The sequence below is a fragment of the Enterobacter sp. WCHEn045836 genome (genome assembly GCF_003965585.1).
Lineage (GTDB): Bacteria > Pseudomonadota > Gammaproteobacteria > Enterobacterales > Enterobacteriaceae > Enterobacter > Enterobacter dissolvens.
In genome coordinates this window covers 144,075-162,654 of sequence record NZ_RXPT01000006.1, presented here as the reverse complement: position 1 = coordinate 162,654, position 18,580 = coordinate 144,075, and the positions used below count along the sequence as shown (strand labels likewise).

16 protein-coding genes are annotated in these 18,580 nt (G+C 55.4%); all 16 read right to left on the bottom strand.

The features are described from left to right. Window positions 1-33 precede the first annotated feature (33 nt). The 16 genes from ftsZ to cra all read right to left on the bottom strand — a co-directional run bounded on the left by ftsZ (window position 34) and on the right by cra (window position 18,473). A complete protein-coding gene (ftsZ, locus tag EKN38_RS09955) occupies window positions 34-1,185 on the bottom strand; it encodes a cell division protein FtsZ (protein ID WP_126522042.1) in 1,152 nt (383 codons plus the stop codon). 63 nt (window positions 1,186-1,248) lie between these two features. Next, complete coding sequence (ftsA, locus tag EKN38_RS09950) at window positions 1,249-2,505, bottom strand: cell division protein FtsA (RefSeq protein WP_006173845.1); 1,257 nt, start codon at window positions 2,503-2,505, stop codon at window positions 1,249-1,251. Continuing rightward, a complete protein-coding gene (gene ftsQ, locus EKN38_RS09945) occupies window positions 2,502-3,344 on the bottom strand; it encodes a cell division protein FtsQ (protein ID WP_014830652.1) in 843 nt (280 codons plus the stop codon). The genes ftsA and ftsQ overlap by 4 nt, the downstream gene beginning before the upstream one ends. Window position 3,345: 1 nt before the next feature. Beyond that, window positions 3,346-4,266: a D-alanine--D-alanine ligase gene (locus EKN38_RS09940; RefSeq protein ID WP_014830651.1), complete on the bottom strand. Its 921-nt coding sequence runs from the start codon at window positions 4,264-4,266 to the stop codon at window positions 3,346-3,348. Continuing rightward, a complete protein-coding gene (murC, locus tag EKN38_RS09935; protein WP_013095575.1) occupies window positions 4,259-5,734 on the bottom strand; it encodes a UDP-N-acetylmuramate--L-alanine ligase in 1,476 nt (491 codons plus the stop codon). The genes EKN38_RS09940 and murC overlap by 8 nt, the downstream gene beginning before the upstream one ends. A gap of 57 nt (window positions 5,735-5,791) precedes the next feature. Continuing rightward, a complete protein-coding gene (murG, locus tag EKN38_RS09930; RefSeq protein WP_014830650.1) occupies window positions 5,792-6,856 on the bottom strand; it encodes an undecaprenyldiphospho-muramoylpentapeptide beta-N-acetylglucosaminyltransferase in 1,065 nt (354 codons plus the stop codon). Continuing rightward, window positions 6,853-8,097: a cell division protein FtsW gene (gene ftsW, locus EKN38_RS09925; protein WP_046889332.1), complete on the bottom strand. Its 1,245-nt coding sequence runs from the start codon at window positions 8,095-8,097 to the stop codon at window positions 6,853-6,855. Before ftsW ends, murG begins: the two co-directional genes overlap by 4 nt. Then, window positions 8,097-9,413 carry a UDP-N-acetylmuramoyl-L-alanine--D-glutamate ligase gene (gene murD / locus EKN38_RS09920; RefSeq protein ID WP_014830648.1) on the bottom strand — a complete coding sequence of 439 codons (1,317 nt, stop codon included), beginning with the start codon at window positions 9,411-9,413 and terminating at the stop codon, window positions 8,097-8,099. Before murD ends, ftsW begins: the two co-directional genes overlap by 1 nt. Before the next feature lie 2 nt (window positions 9,414-9,415). Next, window positions 9,416-10,498 carry a phospho-N-acetylmuramoyl-pentapeptide-transferase gene (mraY, locus tag EKN38_RS09915; RefSeq protein ID WP_008501985.1) on the bottom strand — a complete coding sequence of 361 codons (1,083 nt, stop codon included), beginning with the start codon at window positions 10,496-10,498 and terminating at the stop codon, window positions 9,416-9,418. After that, the gene (murF, locus tag EKN38_RS09910; RefSeq protein WP_014830646.1) at window positions 10,492-11,850 is read right to left on the bottom strand and encodes a UDP-N-acetylmuramoyl-tripeptide--D-alanyl-D-alanine ligase; all 1,359 of its coding nucleotides are present in this window, start codon (window positions 11,848-11,850) and stop codon (window positions 10,492-10,494) included. Before murF ends, mraY begins: the two co-directional genes overlap by 7 nt. After that, window positions 11,847-13,334: a UDP-N-acetylmuramoyl-L-alanyl-D-glutamate--2,6-diaminopimelate ligase gene (gene murE, locus EKN38_RS09905; RefSeq protein WP_014830645.1), complete on the bottom strand. Its 1,488-nt coding sequence runs from the start codon at window positions 13,332-13,334 to the stop codon at window positions 11,847-11,849. The genes murF and murE overlap by 4 nt, the downstream gene beginning before the upstream one ends. Next, window positions 13,321-15,087, bottom strand: coding sequence for a peptidoglycan glycosyltransferase FtsI (locus tag EKN38_RS09900; RefSeq protein WP_014830644.1), 1,767 nt, complete (start codon window positions 15,085-15,087; stop codon window positions 13,321-13,323). The genes murE and EKN38_RS09900 overlap by 14 nt, the downstream gene beginning before the upstream one ends. Before the next feature lie 15 nt (window positions 15,088-15,102). Continuing rightward, the gene (gene ftsL, locus EKN38_RS09895) at window positions 15,103-15,468 is read right to left on the bottom strand and encodes a cell division protein FtsL (protein WP_014830643.1); all 366 of its coding nucleotides are present in this window, start codon (window positions 15,466-15,468) and stop codon (window positions 15,103-15,105) included. Then, window positions 15,465-16,406 carry a 16S rRNA (cytosine(1402)-N(4))-methyltransferase RsmH gene (gene rsmH, locus EKN38_RS09890; RefSeq protein ID WP_014830642.1) on the bottom strand — a complete coding sequence of 314 codons (942 nt, stop codon included), beginning with the start codon at window positions 16,404-16,406 and terminating at the stop codon, window positions 15,465-15,467. Before rsmH ends, ftsL begins: the two co-directional genes overlap by 4 nt. A 2-nt stretch (window positions 16,407-16,408) precedes the next feature. Further along, window positions 16,409-16,867, bottom strand: coding sequence for a division/cell wall cluster transcriptional repressor MraZ (gene mraZ / locus EKN38_RS09885; RefSeq protein ID WP_014830641.1), 459 nt, complete (start codon window positions 16,865-16,867; stop codon window positions 16,409-16,411). A 601-nt stretch (window positions 16,868-17,468) separates the two neighbouring features. Beyond that, entirely contained in the window at window positions 17,469-18,473 is a 1,005-nt protein-coding gene (gene cra / locus EKN38_RS09880) for a catabolite repressor/activator (RefSeq protein ID WP_013095565.1), read from the bottom strand. Window positions 18,474-18,580: the final 107 nt, after the last annotated feature.

Here is an 18,580-nt window from a genome sequence, read left to right as displayed (position 1 = left end):
AAAGAGCGGAAATCCCCAAATTCCAGCCAATTCTTAGTCAGCTTGCTTACGCAGGAACGCCGGGATATCCAGATAATCTGGCTCTTTCGCCGTTTGCGGCGTTGGGTCATTAACCACTTTTGCGGCCGGTTTTTGCTCCTGAGTCAGAGGAGACATACCGTGCTGCTGGTAACGATCCATAACCGGCTGCTGAGTCTGCTTGTTGGTCACCAGAGTGATTTCAGGACGCTTGTCCATACCGATACCGGTAGCTACAACCGTCACACGCAGCTCGTCGTTCATTTCCGGGTCAAGGGATGTACCGATTACCACGGTAGCGTTGTCAGAGGCGAACGCACGGATGGTGTTACCCACGGTTTCGAACTCATCCAGACGCAGGTCAAAGCCAGCGGTGATGTTGACCAGCACGCCACGCGCACCAGACAGATCGATATCTTCCAGCAGAGGAGAAGAGATAGCCATTTCAGCCGCTTCTTCCGCACGGTCTTCACCGCTCGCCACGCCGGAGCCCATCATCGCGTAGCCCATTTCGGACATCACGGTGCGAACGTCAGCAAAGTCAACGTTCATCAGGCCAGGACGGGTAATCAGTTCAGCGATACCCTGAACCGCGCCTTTCAGCACGTCGTTTGCTGCGCCAAAGGCATCCAGCAGGGAGATACCGCGACCCAGCACTTTCAGCAGTTTGTCGTTCGGGATGGTGATCAGCGAGTCCACATGCTTGGACAGCTCGGTGATACCCTGCTCCGCGGATGCCATACGCTTCTTGCCTTCAAAGTTGAAAGGCTTGGTCACGACAGCAACGGTCAGGATCCCCAAATCTTTAGCCACTTCGGCCACAACAGGTGCTGCGCCGGTACCTGTACCACCGCCCATACCTGCTGCGATAAAGACCATGTCCGCACCTTCCAGTGCCGCACGCAGGGCCTCACGATCTTCTTCAGCCGCATTGCGACCCACTTCCGGGTTAGCCCCTGCGCCCAGACCTTTAGTGATGCCACCACCGATCTGAATCGTCTGGCCTACAGCCGTCTTACGCAGTGCCTGTGCATCGGTGTTAACCGCAAAGAATTCGACACCTTCAATGCGCTCGCGCACCATATGCTCTACGGCGTTACCGCCGCCGCCACCGACGCCGATGACTTTAATCACCGCGTCGTTGGTCAGTTCCATAGGTTCAAACATAATTTCTCTCTCCGTTGTGCCTGTCGCCCGAGACCGTTAATTCTCTCCGGTCTCTTAAAAAAATTAAAACTCTTTTCGCAGCCAGTTGTTCAGTCGTTTGACCCACGACCCCACTGAGACGCGTTTTTCCACTTCTGCTTCACCACTGAGATGGGATTCTTTCCCGTAGTGGAGCAGGCCCACAGCCGTTGAATAGTAAGGCTCCTGGGCATAATCCGTTAAACCGGTAATATTCAGCGGTGCGCCAATACGCACCTGCGTATGGAATACACGTTGCGCACAGGCCGCAAGACCTTCAATTTGCGCTGCACCGCCGGTTAATACAATCCCCGCCGCAAGATGATGTTTTACGCCCTGCTGGCGAAGCTGTTCCTGTAATTGCAAAATCTCTTCATTGACCAGGTTGAGCAGCTCGGTATAGCGTGGCTCAATCACCTCTGCCAACGTCTGGCGCTGCAGGCTACGCGGCGGACGACCGCCCACGCTTGGCACTTCAACGCTCTCATCTTTGCCAACGATAGACCCCAGCGCACAACCGTGGCGCACTTTAATCGCTTCTGCATCGCTTGGCGGCGTACCAAACGCGTAGGCAATATCGCTGGTTACCACGTTCCCCGCGTAAGGGATCACTTTAGTGTGGCGCAGGGCACCGCCGGTATACACGGCCATATCCATTGTACCACCACCAATATCGACCACACAGACGCCCAGTTCACGTTCATCTTCGGTCAGCACGGAATAGCTTGCCGCCAGACCGGCGAAAATAAGTTGGTCAACTTTCAGGCCACAACGTTCAACGGCTTTTACGATGTTCTTCGCCATATCGTTGTGACATGTGATCAGGTGCACTTTTGCCTGCATACGCACGCCAGAAAGGCCAACCGGGTTCTTGATCCCTTCCTGGTAGTCAATCGCGTACTCTTGCGGAATCACGTGCAATACGCGATGCTCATCGCGAACGCGCACGGATTTCGCCGTGTGCACCACGTTCTCCACATCTTCCTGCGTCACTTCTTCTTCAGAAATGGGCACCATGCCAATTTCGTTCTGGCAGCTAATATGCTTACCAGAGAGGGCCAGATAGACAGAGGAAATCTGGCAATCTGCCATTAATTCAGCCTGATCGATGGCGCGCTGGACGCATTTCACCACCGACTCAAGATCGTTTACCCCACCTTTATCCATACCACGGGACGGGCAACTGCCCACGCCAATGATATTGACCATACCGTCGGGCAGAACTTCCCCTACTAAAGCGGCAACCTTCGCGGTGCCAATCTCCAGTCCAACTACCAGTTTTCTGTCCGTCGCCTTGATCATTGTTGTTCTGCCTGTACCTGTGCCTGATTCTGTTGCTGATTAGGTTCCTCGACCGGAGCCGGTACCCAACCGACTGCTGCGCCTGAGTCATAGCGCAAATCAACGTAGCTTATCCGTTTGCCGTCAGTCTGTGCCTGCTGCTGTAAAACCGGGTAAAGTTCTACAAAACGCGCCAGACGCTTCATTGTGTCGCCGCGGCCCAGGTTGAGCTTAATGCCATTCGTTAAGGTGAGCTGCCATGAACGGCGCGCCGTCATCGCTGCATCTTTTAACGTAAACCTGTCCTTCGCCAGCACTTGCCCCATCTCGCGAAAACCCTGTAACACTTCGTTTTCGCTGCCTTCAGGACCATACAACATCGGTAAATTTTGCTTGTTGACACGATCGGCCGGGACGCTGAAGGAATTTCCGTCTACGTCAACCATGTGCTGATCATTCCAACGCGCAATGGGCACATATTCAACCAGATGAATCTTCAATTCATCAGGCCATTGCTTTCTTACACTCGCCTGTTTTATCCACGGCAGACGTTCAATCTGACTCTGGATAATGTTGACATCCTGCGTCATAAAGGTGCCAGGCGACCCCAGTGCCAGAATTGACTGGCGAATATCATCGTTACGCGTGTAGTGGCGTTCACCGGTGACCACCAGCTTCGACAGCGGCAACCGCTGCGCATCTTCCATCCAGCCCAGTACCATCCAGCCGCTGATAAACACGGTGCACAGCACCCCGAGCAGGAAAATAATCCCTGCAAGACGCGTTCCATTACTCCGGCGTGAAGAAGAATATTCTTCCTCGTCATCGCGGTTGCGCGTGTTCAATGCAGCCTGAGACATATCAGCCCGCCTGGTCCAGAATACGTACGACTAACTGCGAGAAGCTCATCCCCGCCTGACGCGCGGCCATCGGCACAAGGCTGTGGCTGGTCATGCCTGGAGAAGTATTCGCTTCCAGCAAATAAAATTGCCCATCGCTGTCGAGCATCACATCAATGCGGCCCCAGCCACTGCACCCAAGAACATTCCAGGCTTTAAGCACCAGGGACTGTAAATCGGCTTCACGTTCTGCTTCAAGACCTGCAGGGCAGAAATATTGCGTCTCGTCAGAGAGATACTTCGCCTCATAATCATAGAATACGCCAGCAGGTTGGATGCGAATCGACGGTAAAATTTCTTCGCCAAGCATCGCCACGGTAAATTCCGGTCCGCTGAGCCATTTTTCAATGAGAACTTCTTCATCGTGTTGAAATGCCAGCGCTAAAGCAGCCGATAAATCATCAGCTTTATCCACTTTGGACATCCCCACGCTCGACCCTTCACGGCTGGGCTTTACAATAACCGGTAAGCCCAGCTCAGCAATGCGTGTATTAACGCTGTCCTGAAGGCCCATTTCAAATTCGCGACGCGTCAGCGCAACCCACGGCGCGACGGGCAAACCGGCGCCCTGCCACAGCAGTTTACTGCGCAGTTTATCCATTGAGATGGCGGAGGCCATCACGCCGCTGCCGGTGTAGGGCATACCGATTAAATCCAGCAATCCTTGCAGGGTACCGTCTTCACCGCCACGACCGTGTAAAGCAATAAAGACTTTATCGAAGCCCATCGCTTTCAGTTGCGTCACATCGACCTCTTTCGGATCGACCAGATGAGCATTAACGCCCCCTTCACGCAGGCCCGCCAGTACAGCAGCGCCTGAATTCAGGGAAACCTCGCGCTCAGCGGAGGTGCCGCCAGACAGGACAGCAATCTTATCAGCCATGATGCTCATCCTCCTGCGTTTGCGGCTTCAGTTTGATTTCAGCTAAGGTACGGGCGATTTTGCCGATATTTCCCGCACCCTGAATCAGAATCAAATCGTTACCTGTCAGTACCGGCGCCAGAATTTCGGCGACCTGAGCAGGATCAGAAACCAGAATAGGGTCTACTTTGCCGCGTCCGCGAATGGTTCGACACAGAGAACGGCTGTCCGCACCCGGGATCGGCGTTTCGCCCGCAGAATAAACATCCAGCATCAGCAATGTGTCCACCTGCGACAGCACGCTGGCGAAATCGTCATACAGATCGCGCGTACGCGTAAAACGGTGCGGCTGGAAGATCATCACCAGGTTCTTCTCTGGCCAGCCCGCACGCGCCGCCTTGATGGTCGCGTCCACTTCGGTCGGATGGTGGCCATAGTCGTCCACCAGCATGGCGGTGCCCGGTTTGCCGTTCACGGCATCCAGCGGGAACTCACCCAGGAAGTCGAAACGACGCCCGGTCCCCTGGAAGCTTTCCAGCGCACGCAGGATCGCATCGTCATCAATACCTTCTTCCGTCGCGACGGCCACCGCCGCGGCTGCGTTCAGGGCGTTATGACGTCCTGGAGCGTTCAGCGTCACGTGCAGGAGTTCTTTGTCCTGACGCGCCAGGGTGAAATGCCCCTGCGCACCAATCTGTTTGTACTCTTCCACGCGGACATCCGCGTCTTCGCTGAAGCCATAGGTGGTGATCTGACGACCAACCCGCGGCAGCAACTCGCGAATGACCGGATCGTCCACACACATTACCGCGCGTCCATAGAACGGCAGGTTGTGCAGGAAGTTGATAAAGGTCTGCTTTAAGTTCTCGAAGTCGCCCTGGTATGTATCCATGTGGTCAGCTTCGATGTTAGTGACAATCGCCACCATCGGCTGCAGATGCAGGAACGACGCATCGCTCTCATCCGCTTCCGCAATCAGATAACGGCTGTGGCCCAGACGCGCATGCACACCTGCTGCTTTTACCAGGCCGCCGTTAACGAAGGTCGGGTCGAGACCCGCTTCGGCATAAATACTGGACACCATCGCCGTCGTCGTGGTTTTACCGTGCGTCCCGGCAATCGCAATCCCGTGACGGAAACGCATCAGTTCTGCCAGCATTTCCGCGCGGCGGATCACCGGAATACGCGCTTCATGCGCGGCCACGATTTCCGGGTTATCAGAGGAGATGGCGCTGGATACCACCACCACACTCGCATCGCGCACGTTTTCAGGGCGATGGTTGAAATAGATAGTCGCCCCAAGCGACGCCAGTTGCTGCGTAACAGGGTTTGGCGCCAGGTCAGACCCGCTGATCTGATAGCCTTCGTTAGCTAACACTTCGGCAATACCGCCCATGCCAGCACCACCGATGCCAACAAAGTGAATGTGCCGGACGCGACGCATCTCGGGCACGATTGAACGCAGTTTTGCCAGTTGTTGTGTATTCATTCTCTAAACGCCATCGACTACTTAAAAATTCGTGCAGCGCAACACGCGCTGCGAGGGTTAAGCCTGGGCTGCCAGGCTCACTTCTTTTGCCACCCGTTCCGTTGCATCAGGAATGGCTGTCGCACGTGCGCGTTGCGCCATCTCCATTAATGCTTCTCTGTTCCAGCCCGCCAGGGTGGTGGCGACCGCATCGGCGGTAAATTGTGGCTGCTCAAAAATTTTCGCGGCACCGGCTTTTTCAAGCGGCAGCGCATTCCAGTACTGCTGACGGTCTTTGTGCTGGAACGGCACAAACAGGGCCGGTAAACCTGCAGCGGCAATTTCACTGACCGTTAATGCGCCAGAGCGGCAGACCACGACATCGGCCCAGGCATACGCTGCTGCCATATCGTCGATAAACTCGGTTACTTTGTGCTGCGGCTGGCCTTCTGCCGCATAAGCCTGCTCAACGGTCTGCTGAGCACCTTTTCCGCTTTGATGCCAGATCGTCACGGCATCACCCAGCTTTGCGGCAACCTGCGGCATCGTCTGGTTCAGGATACGTGCCCCCTGCGATCCACCGACGACCAACACACGGACCGGTCCTTCACGGCCAGCCATGCGGGCATCCGGTAACGGCAGCGCCAGTACGTCCACGCGCACCGGGTTACCCACGACGTCCGCTTTCGGGAACGCACCAGGAAACGCCTGCATAACTTTGGTGGCGATTTTCGCCAGCCATTTGTTGGTCAGGCCGGCGATACCATTCTGCTCATGTAATACGACGGGAATGCCCAACGACCACGCGGCAAGTCCCCCCGGACCTGAAACATAACCGCCCATGCCCAGCACCACATCAGGCTGAAAGCGCTTCATGATGCTGCGCGCCTGACGCCATGCGTTGAAAATGCGCACCGGCGCCAGAAGTTGGGCCTTAATACCTTTGCCACGAAGGCCAGAAATACGAATAAAGTCGATCTTAATACCGTGCTTCGGTACCAGGTCGGCTTCCATGCGGTCTGCGGTTCCCAGCCAGCGTACCTGCCAGCCCTGATCCATTAAATGGTGCGCAACCGCCAGCCCCGGGAATACATGTCCGCCGGTACCGCCTGCCATCACCATTAACCGCTTCGGTTGATTCATCGTGAACCTCGTGTAAACGCCTGGGCTTTCTCCAGACGCGTCTCATAATCTATGCGTAACAAAAACATGATGGCCGTCGACATAATCAACAGACTGGAACCACCATAACTGATCAACGGCAACGTCAGGCCCTTGGTCGGCAGCATACCCGCTGCGGCCCCGACGTTAACCAATGCCTGGAAGCTAAACCAGATACCAATTGAGCAGGCTAAGAAACCTGAGAAGCGGTGATCGATCTCCAGCGCTTTCCGCCCAATCGACATGGCGCGGAAAGCGACGAAGAATACCATTAATAGCGCTAATACCACACCGATATAACCCAGTTCTTCCGCAATAATGGAGAAGATGAAGTCAGTATGCGCTTCGGGTAAATACTCCAGTTTCTGTACCGAGTTGCCCAGGCCTTGTCCCCAGACTTCACCGCGGCCAAACGCCATGAGTGACTGCGTCAGCTGATAGCCACTGCCAAACGGGTCTTCCCACGGGTTCCAGAACGAGGTCACACGGCGGATACGGTAGGGTTCGGCGAGGATCAGCAGGACAACGGCTGAAATCCCCATCCCGATAATGGCGATGAACTGCCACAGTTTCGCTCCCGCCAGGAACAGCATCGCCAGCGTCGTTACAAACAGTACTACCACGGTACCGAGGTCAGGCTGTGCCAGCAGTAAGACCGCCAGCACCAGAATCACGCCCATCGGTTTCAGGAAGCCGCGGAGGTTGTTACGCACTTCATCCACTTTGCGCACCAGGTAGTTCGCCAGGTAGCAGAACAGGGACAGTTTGGTAAATTCTGCCGGCTGAATACGCAGCGGGCCAAAGGCGATCCAGCGCGATGCCCCGTTTACGGAGCTACCTACCACCAGGACGATCAGCAGCATAATGATCGAGGCGATCAGCATCGCGGTGCTGTGTCGCTGCCAGAACGCCATTGGCAGACGTAAGGTTACCAGCGCAAGACAGAACGCCAGGATGATGTACAGACCATCACGCTTGGCAAACAGGAAAGGATCGTTCGCCAGTCGCTGCCCGACGGGCATCGATGCTGACGTCACCATGATAAAGCCGACCGCCGCCAGCCCCAGGGTGAGCCAGAAGAGCGTACGATCGTACATAATCAGGCTGTCGTTATCTTTCTGACGAGAGCCCATCACCCAGCCTTTCAGTGCCGCAAACAACCACACCAGGATACCAAATCCTGGGAAGCGCGGCATTTTCAGGCGAGGGAGAGATAAACGCATCAGCCTAACTCCTTCGCCAGGCGGGTAAAGAGATCACCACGCTGTTCGAAATTCTTGAATTGATCGAGGCTGGCGCATGCCGGGGAGAGCAGCACCATATCGCCCGGCTTCACGCGAGGGGCAATCAGGCGCATGGCCTGTTCCATGGTTTCAGTCTGCTCGGCAATTTCAGGGCGCAGTTCAGCCAGTTCACTGCCGTCACGACCAAAGCAGTACAGACGGATGTTATCGCCAGAAAGATACTGTTTCAGTGAGGAGAAATCAGCGGATTTACCGTCGCCCCCCAGCAGCAGATGCAGGGTACCTTCAACCTGCAAACCATTCAGCGCGGCCTCAGTACTGCCTACGTTGGTGGCTTTGGAATCATTGATCCAGCGCACCCCGTTATGCTCCAGCGCCAGCTGGAAACGGTGCGCCAGACCGGTAAAGGTGGTTAACGCCTGCAGGCTGGAAGAGCGTGGCAGACCGGCGGCATCCGCCAGCGCCAGCGCCGCCAGCGCATTGGTGTAGTTATGCTGGCCGGAAAGCTTCATCTCTTTCACGTTCAGCACTTTCTCGCCTTTCACGCGCAGCCAGGTTTCCCCCAGCTGGCGGTTCAGATGATAATCACCCATGGTGATACCAAAGCTGATGCAGCGCTCGTCGGCACCGCGTACCGGCATGGTCAGGGCATCATCGGCATTAACGACACAGACCTTCGCGTTTTCATAAATGCGTAGTTTTGCGGCGCGATACTGCTGCAGGCCAAATGGGTAGCGATCCATATGATCTTCGGTCACGTTGAGGATCGTCGCCGCTGCCGCATGCAGGCTGGAAGTTGTTTCCAGCTGGAAGCTGGAAAGCTCCAGGACATACAGTTCACAGCCCTTGTCCAGCAGCATCAGTGCAGGCAGGCCGATATTTCCGCCAACGCCAACGTTCATGCCCGCCGCTTTCGCCATCTCCCCTACCAGGGTAGTGACGGTGCTTTTTCCGTTAGAACCAGTAATGGCGATAACAGGCGCCTGCGCTTCGCGGCAGAACAGCTCGATATCACCAACAATCTCAACGCCCGCATCGGCTGCGGCGCTCAGTGAAGGGTGCGCCAGCGCCATTCCGGGGCTGGCCACAATCAGATCGGCTGCCAGCAGCCAGTCATCATTCAGACCACCAAGGTGGCGTTCAACCTGTTCCGGCAGTTTGTCCAGACCCGGCGGAGAAACACGCGTATCCATCACCCGTGGCGTCACGCCGCGCGCGAGGAAAAAGTCCACGCAGGACAGGCCAGTAAGGCCCAACCCGATGATAACGACTTTTTTGCCCTGGTAATCTGCCATGATTAACGTACCTTCAGCGTTGCCAGGCCAATCAGCACCAGCATCAGCGAAATAATCCAGAAGCGCACGATGACGCGCGGCTCTGGCCAGCCTTTCAGTTCATAGTGATGGTGAATCGGCGCCATACGGAAGATGCGCTGGCCGCGCAGCTTAAACGAACCGACCTGCAGAATCACCGACAGGGTTTCAACCACAAATACCCCCCCCATGATCACCAGCAGGAACTCCTGGCGCAGCAGCACGGCAATAATGCCCAGCGCGCCACCCAGAGCCAGTGAACCGACGTCACCCATAAAGACCTGGGCCGGATAGGTGTTGAACCACAGGAAGCCCAGCCCCGCCCCGACAATGGCCGTACAGACGATCACCAGCTCGCCCGCGTGACGCAGGTACGGAATGTGCAGATAATTAGCAAAGTTCATGTTGCCGGTCGCCCACGCCACCAGCGCGAAACCTGCGGCCACGAAGACCGTTGGCATAATCGCCAGACCATCCAGACCATCTGTCAGGTTCACCGCGTTACCGGTGCCCACAATCACGAAGTACGCCAGCAGAATGTAGAACAGCCCCAGTTGCGGCATGACGTCTTTAAAGAACGGCACCACCAGCTCGGTAGCGGGAGTGTCTTTTCCTGCCAGATACAGCGCGAAGGCCACGCCCAGCGCAATTACCGACATCCAGAAATATTTCCAGCGGGCGATCAGACCTTTCGTGTCTTTACGCACCACTTTGCGGTAATCATCGACAAACCCAATGATTCCGTAGCCCACCAGCACAGTCAGCACGCACCAGACGTACGGATTGGATGGATAGGCCCACAGCAGCACGGAAACCACGATCGCGGTCAGGATCATAATCCCGCCCATGGTTGGCGTACCGCGTTTACTGAAGTGCGATTCCGGACCATCGTTACGCACGACCTGGCCAAAAGAGAGTTTTTGCAGACGGGCAATCATGCGCGGGCCCATCCACAATGAGATGAACAGCGCAGTCAGCAGGCTGACAATGGCGCGAAACGTCAGATAGGAAAAGACGTTAAAGCCTGAGTAATATTTGACCAAATGTTCGGCCAGCCAAACTAACATGTCCCGTTCTCCTGTAATGCGTGCACAACCTCTTCCATGGCGGCACTACGTGAACCTTTCACTAACACAGTCACCATTTGTTTTTCAGCAATCAACGCCTTCAGACGTTCAATCAGTGCGGCTTTATCGGCAAAATGTTCGCCAACACCGCTGGCATGGCTAATCGCCTGGCTCAGTTTTCCGGCGCTCAGGACACAATCCAGCCCCGCCACTTTCGCGGCTTCACCCACCTGGGTATGACAGGCTTCGCTTTCATCGCCCAACTCGGCCATATCGCCAACGACCATCACACGATAACCCGGCATTTCGGACAGCACCTGTACGGCCGCCGTCATCGAACCGACGTTCGCGTTGTAGGAGTCATCCAGCAGCAGTTTGTTTTCTGCAAGCTGGATGGGGAACAGACGCCCCGGTACGGCTTTTAAATTTGCCAGACCGGTTTTTATCGCGTCATGTGTCGCGCCTACAGCCATCGACAACGCCGCGGCAGCGAGCGCATTGGCGATGTTATGGCGCCCGGGCAGTGGCAGCAGAACCTCAATGCCCCCCGTTGGGGTATTGAGTGTGAATTCCGTGCCATGCGAGGTCACATGGATATTGGTTGCGGTAAAATCACTGTTGGCCGCATTTGGCGAGAAACGCCACGTCTTACGCGAGCCAATAATGCTCTGCCAGTTCAGCCAGTCATTATTGTCGGCATTCATAATGGCGATACCATCATCCGGCAGGCCGGTATAGATCTCGCCTTTGGCTTTTGCCACGCCTTCGAGTGAACCAAAACCTTCCAGATGTGCAGCAGCCAGGTTATTCACCAGCGCGGCCTCCGGACGCGTCAGGCTCACGGTCCAGGCGATTTCGCCCTGATGATTTGCCCCTAATTCAATCACCGCAAACTCATGCTCTTTGGTGAGGCGAAGTAATGTCATCGGCACACCGATGTCATTATTTAGATTGCCTGCGGTGTAAAGTGTGTTACCGCACTGACTGAGTATGGCCGCCGTCATCTCTTTGACCGACGTTTTACCCGACGACCCCGTCAGGGCGACAACGCGAGCCGGGACCTGCTGACGAACCCAGGCAGCCAGCTCACCAAAGGCCAGACGCGTATCCTTCACCACAAGCTGTGGCAAATCGATAGCGAGTTTGCGGCTCACCAGCAGCGCACCTGCACCGTTTTCTTTCGCCTGTTCAGCAAAATCGTGGGCGTCAAAACGTTCGCCTTTCAGCGCCACAAACAGGCACCCGGCGGTCACTTTGCGGGTATCTGTTGTCACGGCGTCAATGGTGACGTCCTGACCATGCAACGTACCCTGCAGGAGAGTTGCCGCCTTGCCGAGCGTTAAGCTAATCATGCCACCACTCCCAACAGACGCGCTGCCGTTACACGATCCGAATAGTCCAGACGACGGTTGCCAACAATCTGATAATCTTCATGGCCTTTACCCGCCAGAAGCACAACGTCGTTCTCCTGCGCCTGCATAATGGCGTTGGTCACGGCTTCTGCACGGCCTTCCACCACGCGGGCACGTCCTGCGTCCAGCATACCGGCCAGGATATCGTTGATAATGGCGCGCGGCTCTTCAGTGCGCGGGTTGTCATCGGTCACAACCGGAATATCCGCGAACTGTTCGGCAATGGCTCCCATCAACGGACGCTTGCCCTTGTCGCGATCGCCTCCACAGCCAAACACGCACCACAGCTTACCGGTGCAGTGCAGGCGTGCCGCTTCGAGCGCTTTTTCCAGCGCATCGGGCGTGTGGGCATAATCGACAACCACGGTCGGTTTACCTGGCGCACTGAACACTTCCATACGGCCACAGACTGGCTGCAGACGCTCTGCGGATTTCAGCAGTTCGGCCATCGGATAGCCCAACGCCAGCAATGTAGCCAGTGCCAGCAGCAGGTTGCTGACGTTAAAGGCCCCCATCAGGCGGCTTTCAATTTCGCCTTCCCCCCAGGAAGAGGCAAAGCGAATCGTCGCGCCGCTGTCATGATAATTAACCTCAACCGCCTTCAGCCAACGGCCATGGCAGTTCGGATCGATATGGTCATCCATCGACACCGCCACCGCATCCGGCAGCTTCGCAAGCCAGCGGCGCCCGACTTCGTCGTCAGCGTTGATGATGGCTTGTCCATAGTGATGCGTGGAGAAGAGCAGCCATTTCGCGGCCTCGTAATGCTCCATATCACCATGATAATCAAGATGATCGCGACTCAGGTTCGTGAACACGGAGGCGGCAAATTTCAACGCCGCTACACGATGCTGTACCAGACCATGAGAGGAGACTTCCATCGCCGCAAAGGTCGCGCCCTGCCCTGCCAGCCCGGCAATCACATGCTGCACGTCAACCGCGGAGCCGGTGGTGTTTTCCGTCGGGCTCACTTTACCCAACAGCCCATTCCCCACGGTGCCCATCACGGCGCCGGTTTCACCCAGCAACTGCGCCCATTGCGCCATCAACTGAGTGGTCGTCGTTTTTCCGTTGGTGCCCGTCACGCCCACCAGACGCAGTTGGTCTGAAGGCTCGTTATAGAAACGTCCCGCCAGTGCGGAGAGTCGCTCATTTAACTGGCTAAGATAGATAACCGGCACACCATGCATTTCACGGATTTCACCGTCGGTTGCCTCATCTTTAGCCTCAGCAATAATGGCAGCTACACCTTGCGCAATCGCCTGCGGGATATATCGACGCCCGTCCGCCTGATGACCAACTACAGCCACAAAAAGATCGCCGGAAGCAGCCACACGGCTGTCCAGTACCATCTCCCGTAGCGCTCGCTCAGGTGCATTTGGCACCCACGGAGCGAGAAGGTCGCGCAAATTACGATCTGCCACCTGTACCCTCGCCTTGATTAATTACAAATTCACTTTTTTCGCCCGTTGCCAGCGCATCCGGTTCAACGTTCATGGTGCGCAATACGCCGCCCATGATGGCGCCAAACACAGGCGCGGAAACGGCGCCGCCGTAGTATTTACCCGCCTGTGGATCGTTAATCACGACCACCAGCGCAAAACGCGGATTGCTTGCAGGCGCAACGCCTGCGGTATAGGCAATGTATTTGTTGATGTAGCGGCCGTCTGGCCCCACTTTTTTCGCTGTACCGGTTTTAATGGCGATGCGATAGCCTTTGATCGCCGCCTTCACGCCGCCGCCGCCAGGTAGCGCCACGCTTTCCATCATATGCACAACGGTACGAACGATAGATTCCGGGAAGATACGCTCGCCCGGAACCGGTGGATCAACTTTGGTAATTGACAGCGGGCGATAGACGCCATAGCTGCCAATCGTTGCGTAGACTCGCGCCAACTGTAACGGGGTTACCATTAGCCCGTAGCCGAAAGAGAAGGTGGCCCTCTCTATGTCAGACCACCGTTGTTTTTGAGGATATAAGCCACTGCGTTCTCCGACCAACCCCAAATTGGTCGCCTTTCCTAGCCCAAAACGTGAGTAAGTCTCTACTAACGCTGAGGACGGCATCGCTAACGCCAGCTTTGAAACACCGACGTTACTCGACTTCTGTAATACCCCGGTCAGGGTCAATTCGCTGTAGCGCGCCACGTCTTTGATCTCGTGGCCGTTAATACGATAAGGAATGGTGTTCAGAACCGTGTTCTCATTGACGATGCCGCGTTGCAGCGCCGTCATCACCACCATCGGTTTCACCGTGGAGCCGGGTTCGAACACGTCAGTAATGGCCCGGTTACGCATTGCATCTTTGGCGGTACCGGTAAAGTTGTTCGGGTTGTAGGACGGGCTGTTGGCCATCGCCAGTACTTCACCGGTGCTGACATCCACCAGCACGGCGCTGCCCGACTCCGCCTTGTTAAAGGCCACGGCATTGTTCAACTCGCGATACACCAGCGCCTGCAGACGCTCATCAATGCTCAACGCCAGGTTGTGGGCAGCCTGGCTGTCTGTGGAAGAGATATCTTCAATTACGCGACCATAGCGGTCTTTTCGCACGATTCGCTCGCCTGGCTGACCGGTAAGCCACTTATCGAAGCTTTTTTCTACCCCTTCGATCCCCTGGCTATCGACGTTGGTAAAGCCAATGAGGTGAGCAGTCACTTCGCCTGAAGGATAGTAACGGCGAGACTCTTCACGAAGATGAATACCCGGTAGCTTCAGTTTTTTGATGTAATCGGCCATGTCAGGGTTAACCTGACGCGCCAGATAGATAAAGCGCCCTTTTGGGTTGGCGTTAACACGGGAGGCAAGCTGATCCAGCGGCATTTTCAGGGCATCAGACAGCGCTTTCCAGCGGTTGTCGAGCGTAATACCGCCAGCATCGTGCAGCTCTTTTGGATCGGCCCAGATCGCCTTCACCGGTACGCTCACCGCCAGCGGACGGCCGGAACGGTCGGTGATCATTCCGCGGGATGTGGAGACTTCCTGTACGCGCAGCGAGCGCATATCGCCCTGCCGTACCAGCATGTCAGGCGCGACGATTTGTAGCCACGCCACGCGTCCCAGCAGGAAGCCCAGCGCGAGTAAAATGCAGCCGCAAAGCAACGCAAAACGCCAACTTACAAAGTTGGCCTGTTCTTCCTGACGTTTTGGTTTTAGCGTTTTTGCCGCTGCTCTCATGCGTCGCGTTTTCCCTTATTTTTGTACTACGATATTTTCCTGGGAAGGATCAACATGCTGCAATTGCAGCTTTTCCGTTGCGATCCGTTCAACCCGGCTGTGATCGCCGAGCGCGTTTTCTTCAAGGATCAGATTTCGCCATTCAATATCCAGCGCATCGCGTTCCAGTACCATCTGCTCGCGTTGCGCAGTCAATAAACGTGTATGGTGGGCTGTAGTGACCACCGTTACTGCCGTCACAATGATGCAAATGAACAAGCAGAGTGGCAGCTTCCCAAACCGCAAAAGATCGTCGCCGATCACGCCAGGCAAGGCATGGCGCTCGTTGCTTCCTAACGAATCCTTAACTTTGCTTAGGGTCTCTGTCACTCTGCTGATCATGCGTTCGTCCTCTCTGCAATACGCAGCACTGAACTACGGGCGCGTGGATTCTCTGCCACCTCTTCTTCGCCCGGCATCAACTTGCCTAATGCTCGCAACTGACGGCCACCCAGCTTCCTGAGTTGTTCTTCCGTCATCGGCAGCCCTGCTGGAACCTGTGGACCGCGGCTTTGTTCACGCATAAAGCGCTTCACAATACGGTCCTCCAGCGAATGGAAGCTGATGATGGATAACCGCCCACCCGGGGCCAGCACGTCGAGCGAGCTTTTTAGCGCCAGCTCTATTTCCTCCAGTTCACTGTTTACCCAGATGCGCACCGCCTGGAAGGTACGGGTCGCGGGATGTTTGTGTTTATCCTTCACCGGTGTTGCCGCCGCAATCACCTCGGCCAGCTCTTTCGTGCGGGTCATCGGTTCAACACGATTGCGCTCAACAATGGCGCGCGCGATGCGCTTGCCAAAACGTTCTTCACCAAAGGTTTTGATCACCCAGGCAATATCCGCTTCATCCGCAGTCTGTAACCACTCGGCGGCAGACTGACCGCGCGTAGGATCCATGCGCATGTCCAGCGGGCCGTCGCGCATAAAGGAGAAACCGCGTTCAGCATCATCAAGTTGGGGTGAAGAGACGCCAAGATCGAGAAGAATCCCGTCGATCTTGCCCGTCAGGCCGCGCTCAGCAACGTAATCTGCCAGCGCAGAGAAAGGTCCATGCACGATGGAAAAGCGTGGGTCATCGATGGTTTGCGCAACAGCAATCGCCTGCGGATCGCGATCAATTGCCAGCAGACGTCCGTCCGCTCCCAGTTGGGAGAGGATCAAACGCGAGTGGCCACCACGACCAAAAGTGCCATCAATGTAGATGCCGTCCGGACGAATATTCAGACCGTTGACGGCCTCATCCAGCAACACCGTTGTATGTTTATAATTTTCCATCATATTTATAGAGACAAGTCCTGCAGCCGTTCCGACAAGGTTGCGGAATCAGACTGCTCAGCGTCGATATCTTCCTTGACCTGTTGATACCAGGTCGTTTCGTCCCACAGTTCAAACTTGTTGAACTGCCCGACCAGCATCACTTCTTTGGTCAGACCGGCATGTTGCCGCAGCACGGGCGCAATCAGTAATCGCCCTGCACTATCCATCTGACACTCACTGGCATGTCCCAATAACAACCGCTGCACGCGGCGTTCCTGTGGGTTCATGCTCGACAGTCGCGACAGCTTTTGCTCAATAATTTCCCATTCAGGCAAGGGGTAAAGCAGCAGGCAGGGGGAGTTGATGTCAATGGTGCAAACCAGTTGACCCGAAGCGTTCTCGATCAGCTGGTCGCGGTATCGGGTTGGTACCGATAAACGCCCTTTACTGTCGAGATTGACTAACGTTGCTCCACGGAACATGCCAGTCTTACCCCTCCTCACCACTTTAACCCACAAATTCCCACCTAAAGGAGTTTACGGAGCGAGGGAAAAGCTTGTCAAGCCAGGACTCTCTCTATAGAAGCCCGAAAGCCCTCTATTTACAGAGATAAACAGTCCTGGTTAATAACTGCACAACTGGCGAGGCAAAATTAACGTTATGAATATTTGTAAGAAAAAAACCGAATATGCACACTAGCGTTATGGCTCACTCAATATCATCGCAGCGAAATATAAAGTGTCAGTTTGCGACGCGGGCAGCATTTTAAGACATATTCACAGGGGATAACAGCGCCAGATTCACCACAGCACGCAATGAACGAACCGGCTGGCAGGCGAGCATGCCAGGGTAGGGGAAAAAACGTCTGAATATTCATCGACCGGGCAGCTTTGTAACAAAACAATACAAAGAGAGGCTTTATAAATCGTATAAATCTTCTTTCAAGGCCATTTTAAAAGGCCAAAAAGAATTAAAAAAATAGCAGATTCTGATTCCTAAGGAATCGTCCTAATTTTTCTCCGGGAATTATTCGACAGAATTATCCAGGCAAAACAAGGGGGAGTTTTCACTCCCCCTCATTCATTAATGGCGGCTCAAAATTCCGCGACGGTAAAGATTACGTTTGATACGCGTCAGCCCCGGCTTCGGTTTACGCGGTTCATCCAGACTCGCCAGGACGATCTCCAGCACACGCTCAGCCACGTCACGATGGCGCTGCGCGACGGCCAGTACCGGGCATTGCAGGAAGTCGAGCAGTTCGTTATCACCGAAGGTGGCGATAGCCAGATCGGATGGCAGCTTACCGTCCCGACGCAAGGTAACATCCATTACGCCCTGCAGTAAGGCAAATGAGGTGGTGAACAGCGCCTGAGGCATCGGGTGGGTCTCCAGCCATTTCTCGAACAACTGCGCGGCGGCTTCACGCTCATAACTGTTGGCATAGAGGTAGTGAACCTCGCGAGGATCGTCTTTCCACGCCGTCCTGAAACCTTGCTCACGGAGGAAGCTCACGGAAAGCTCAGGCAGCGCGCCAAGATAAAGCACGGTTTCAGCCGGGAAGGTTCTCAGCTCCGCGGCCAGCATTTCCGCATCATCCTGATCGGCGCCGACGACACTGGTGAAGTGCTCTCTGTCCAGGGCACGATCCAGTGCGACAATCGGGAAGGGATCGTTCGCCCAGCGTTGATAGAACGGATGCTCTGGCGGTAAGGAGGTCGAAACAATGATGGCATCGACCTGACGCTGGAGCAGATGCTCAATACAGCGCATCTCGTTATCAGGCTGATCTTCTGAGCAGGCAATCAAGAGCTGATAGCCGCGCTGACGAGCCTGACGTTCAAGATAGTTAGCGATACGGGTGTAGCTGGTGTTTTCCAGATCAGGGATCACCAGACCAATCGATCGGGTGCGCCCGGCGCGTAAGCCGGCTGCGACAGCATTCGGATGGTAGTTATGCTCACGAACCACCGCCATGACTTTCTCAACGGTTTTGTCGCTGACACGGTACTGCTTTGCTTTACCGTTAATCACATAGCTGGCCGTAGTTCGTGACACGCCGGCTAGCCGGGCGATTTCATCCAGTTTCACAATTGCCCCTTAAAAAAAGAAAAGAGTCCATGGCCCTGTCAAGGTTATGGTTAAATCTTTTAACATCTAAACGCAGAATAGCCTTCGCGGCAACCGCTTTTATCTGT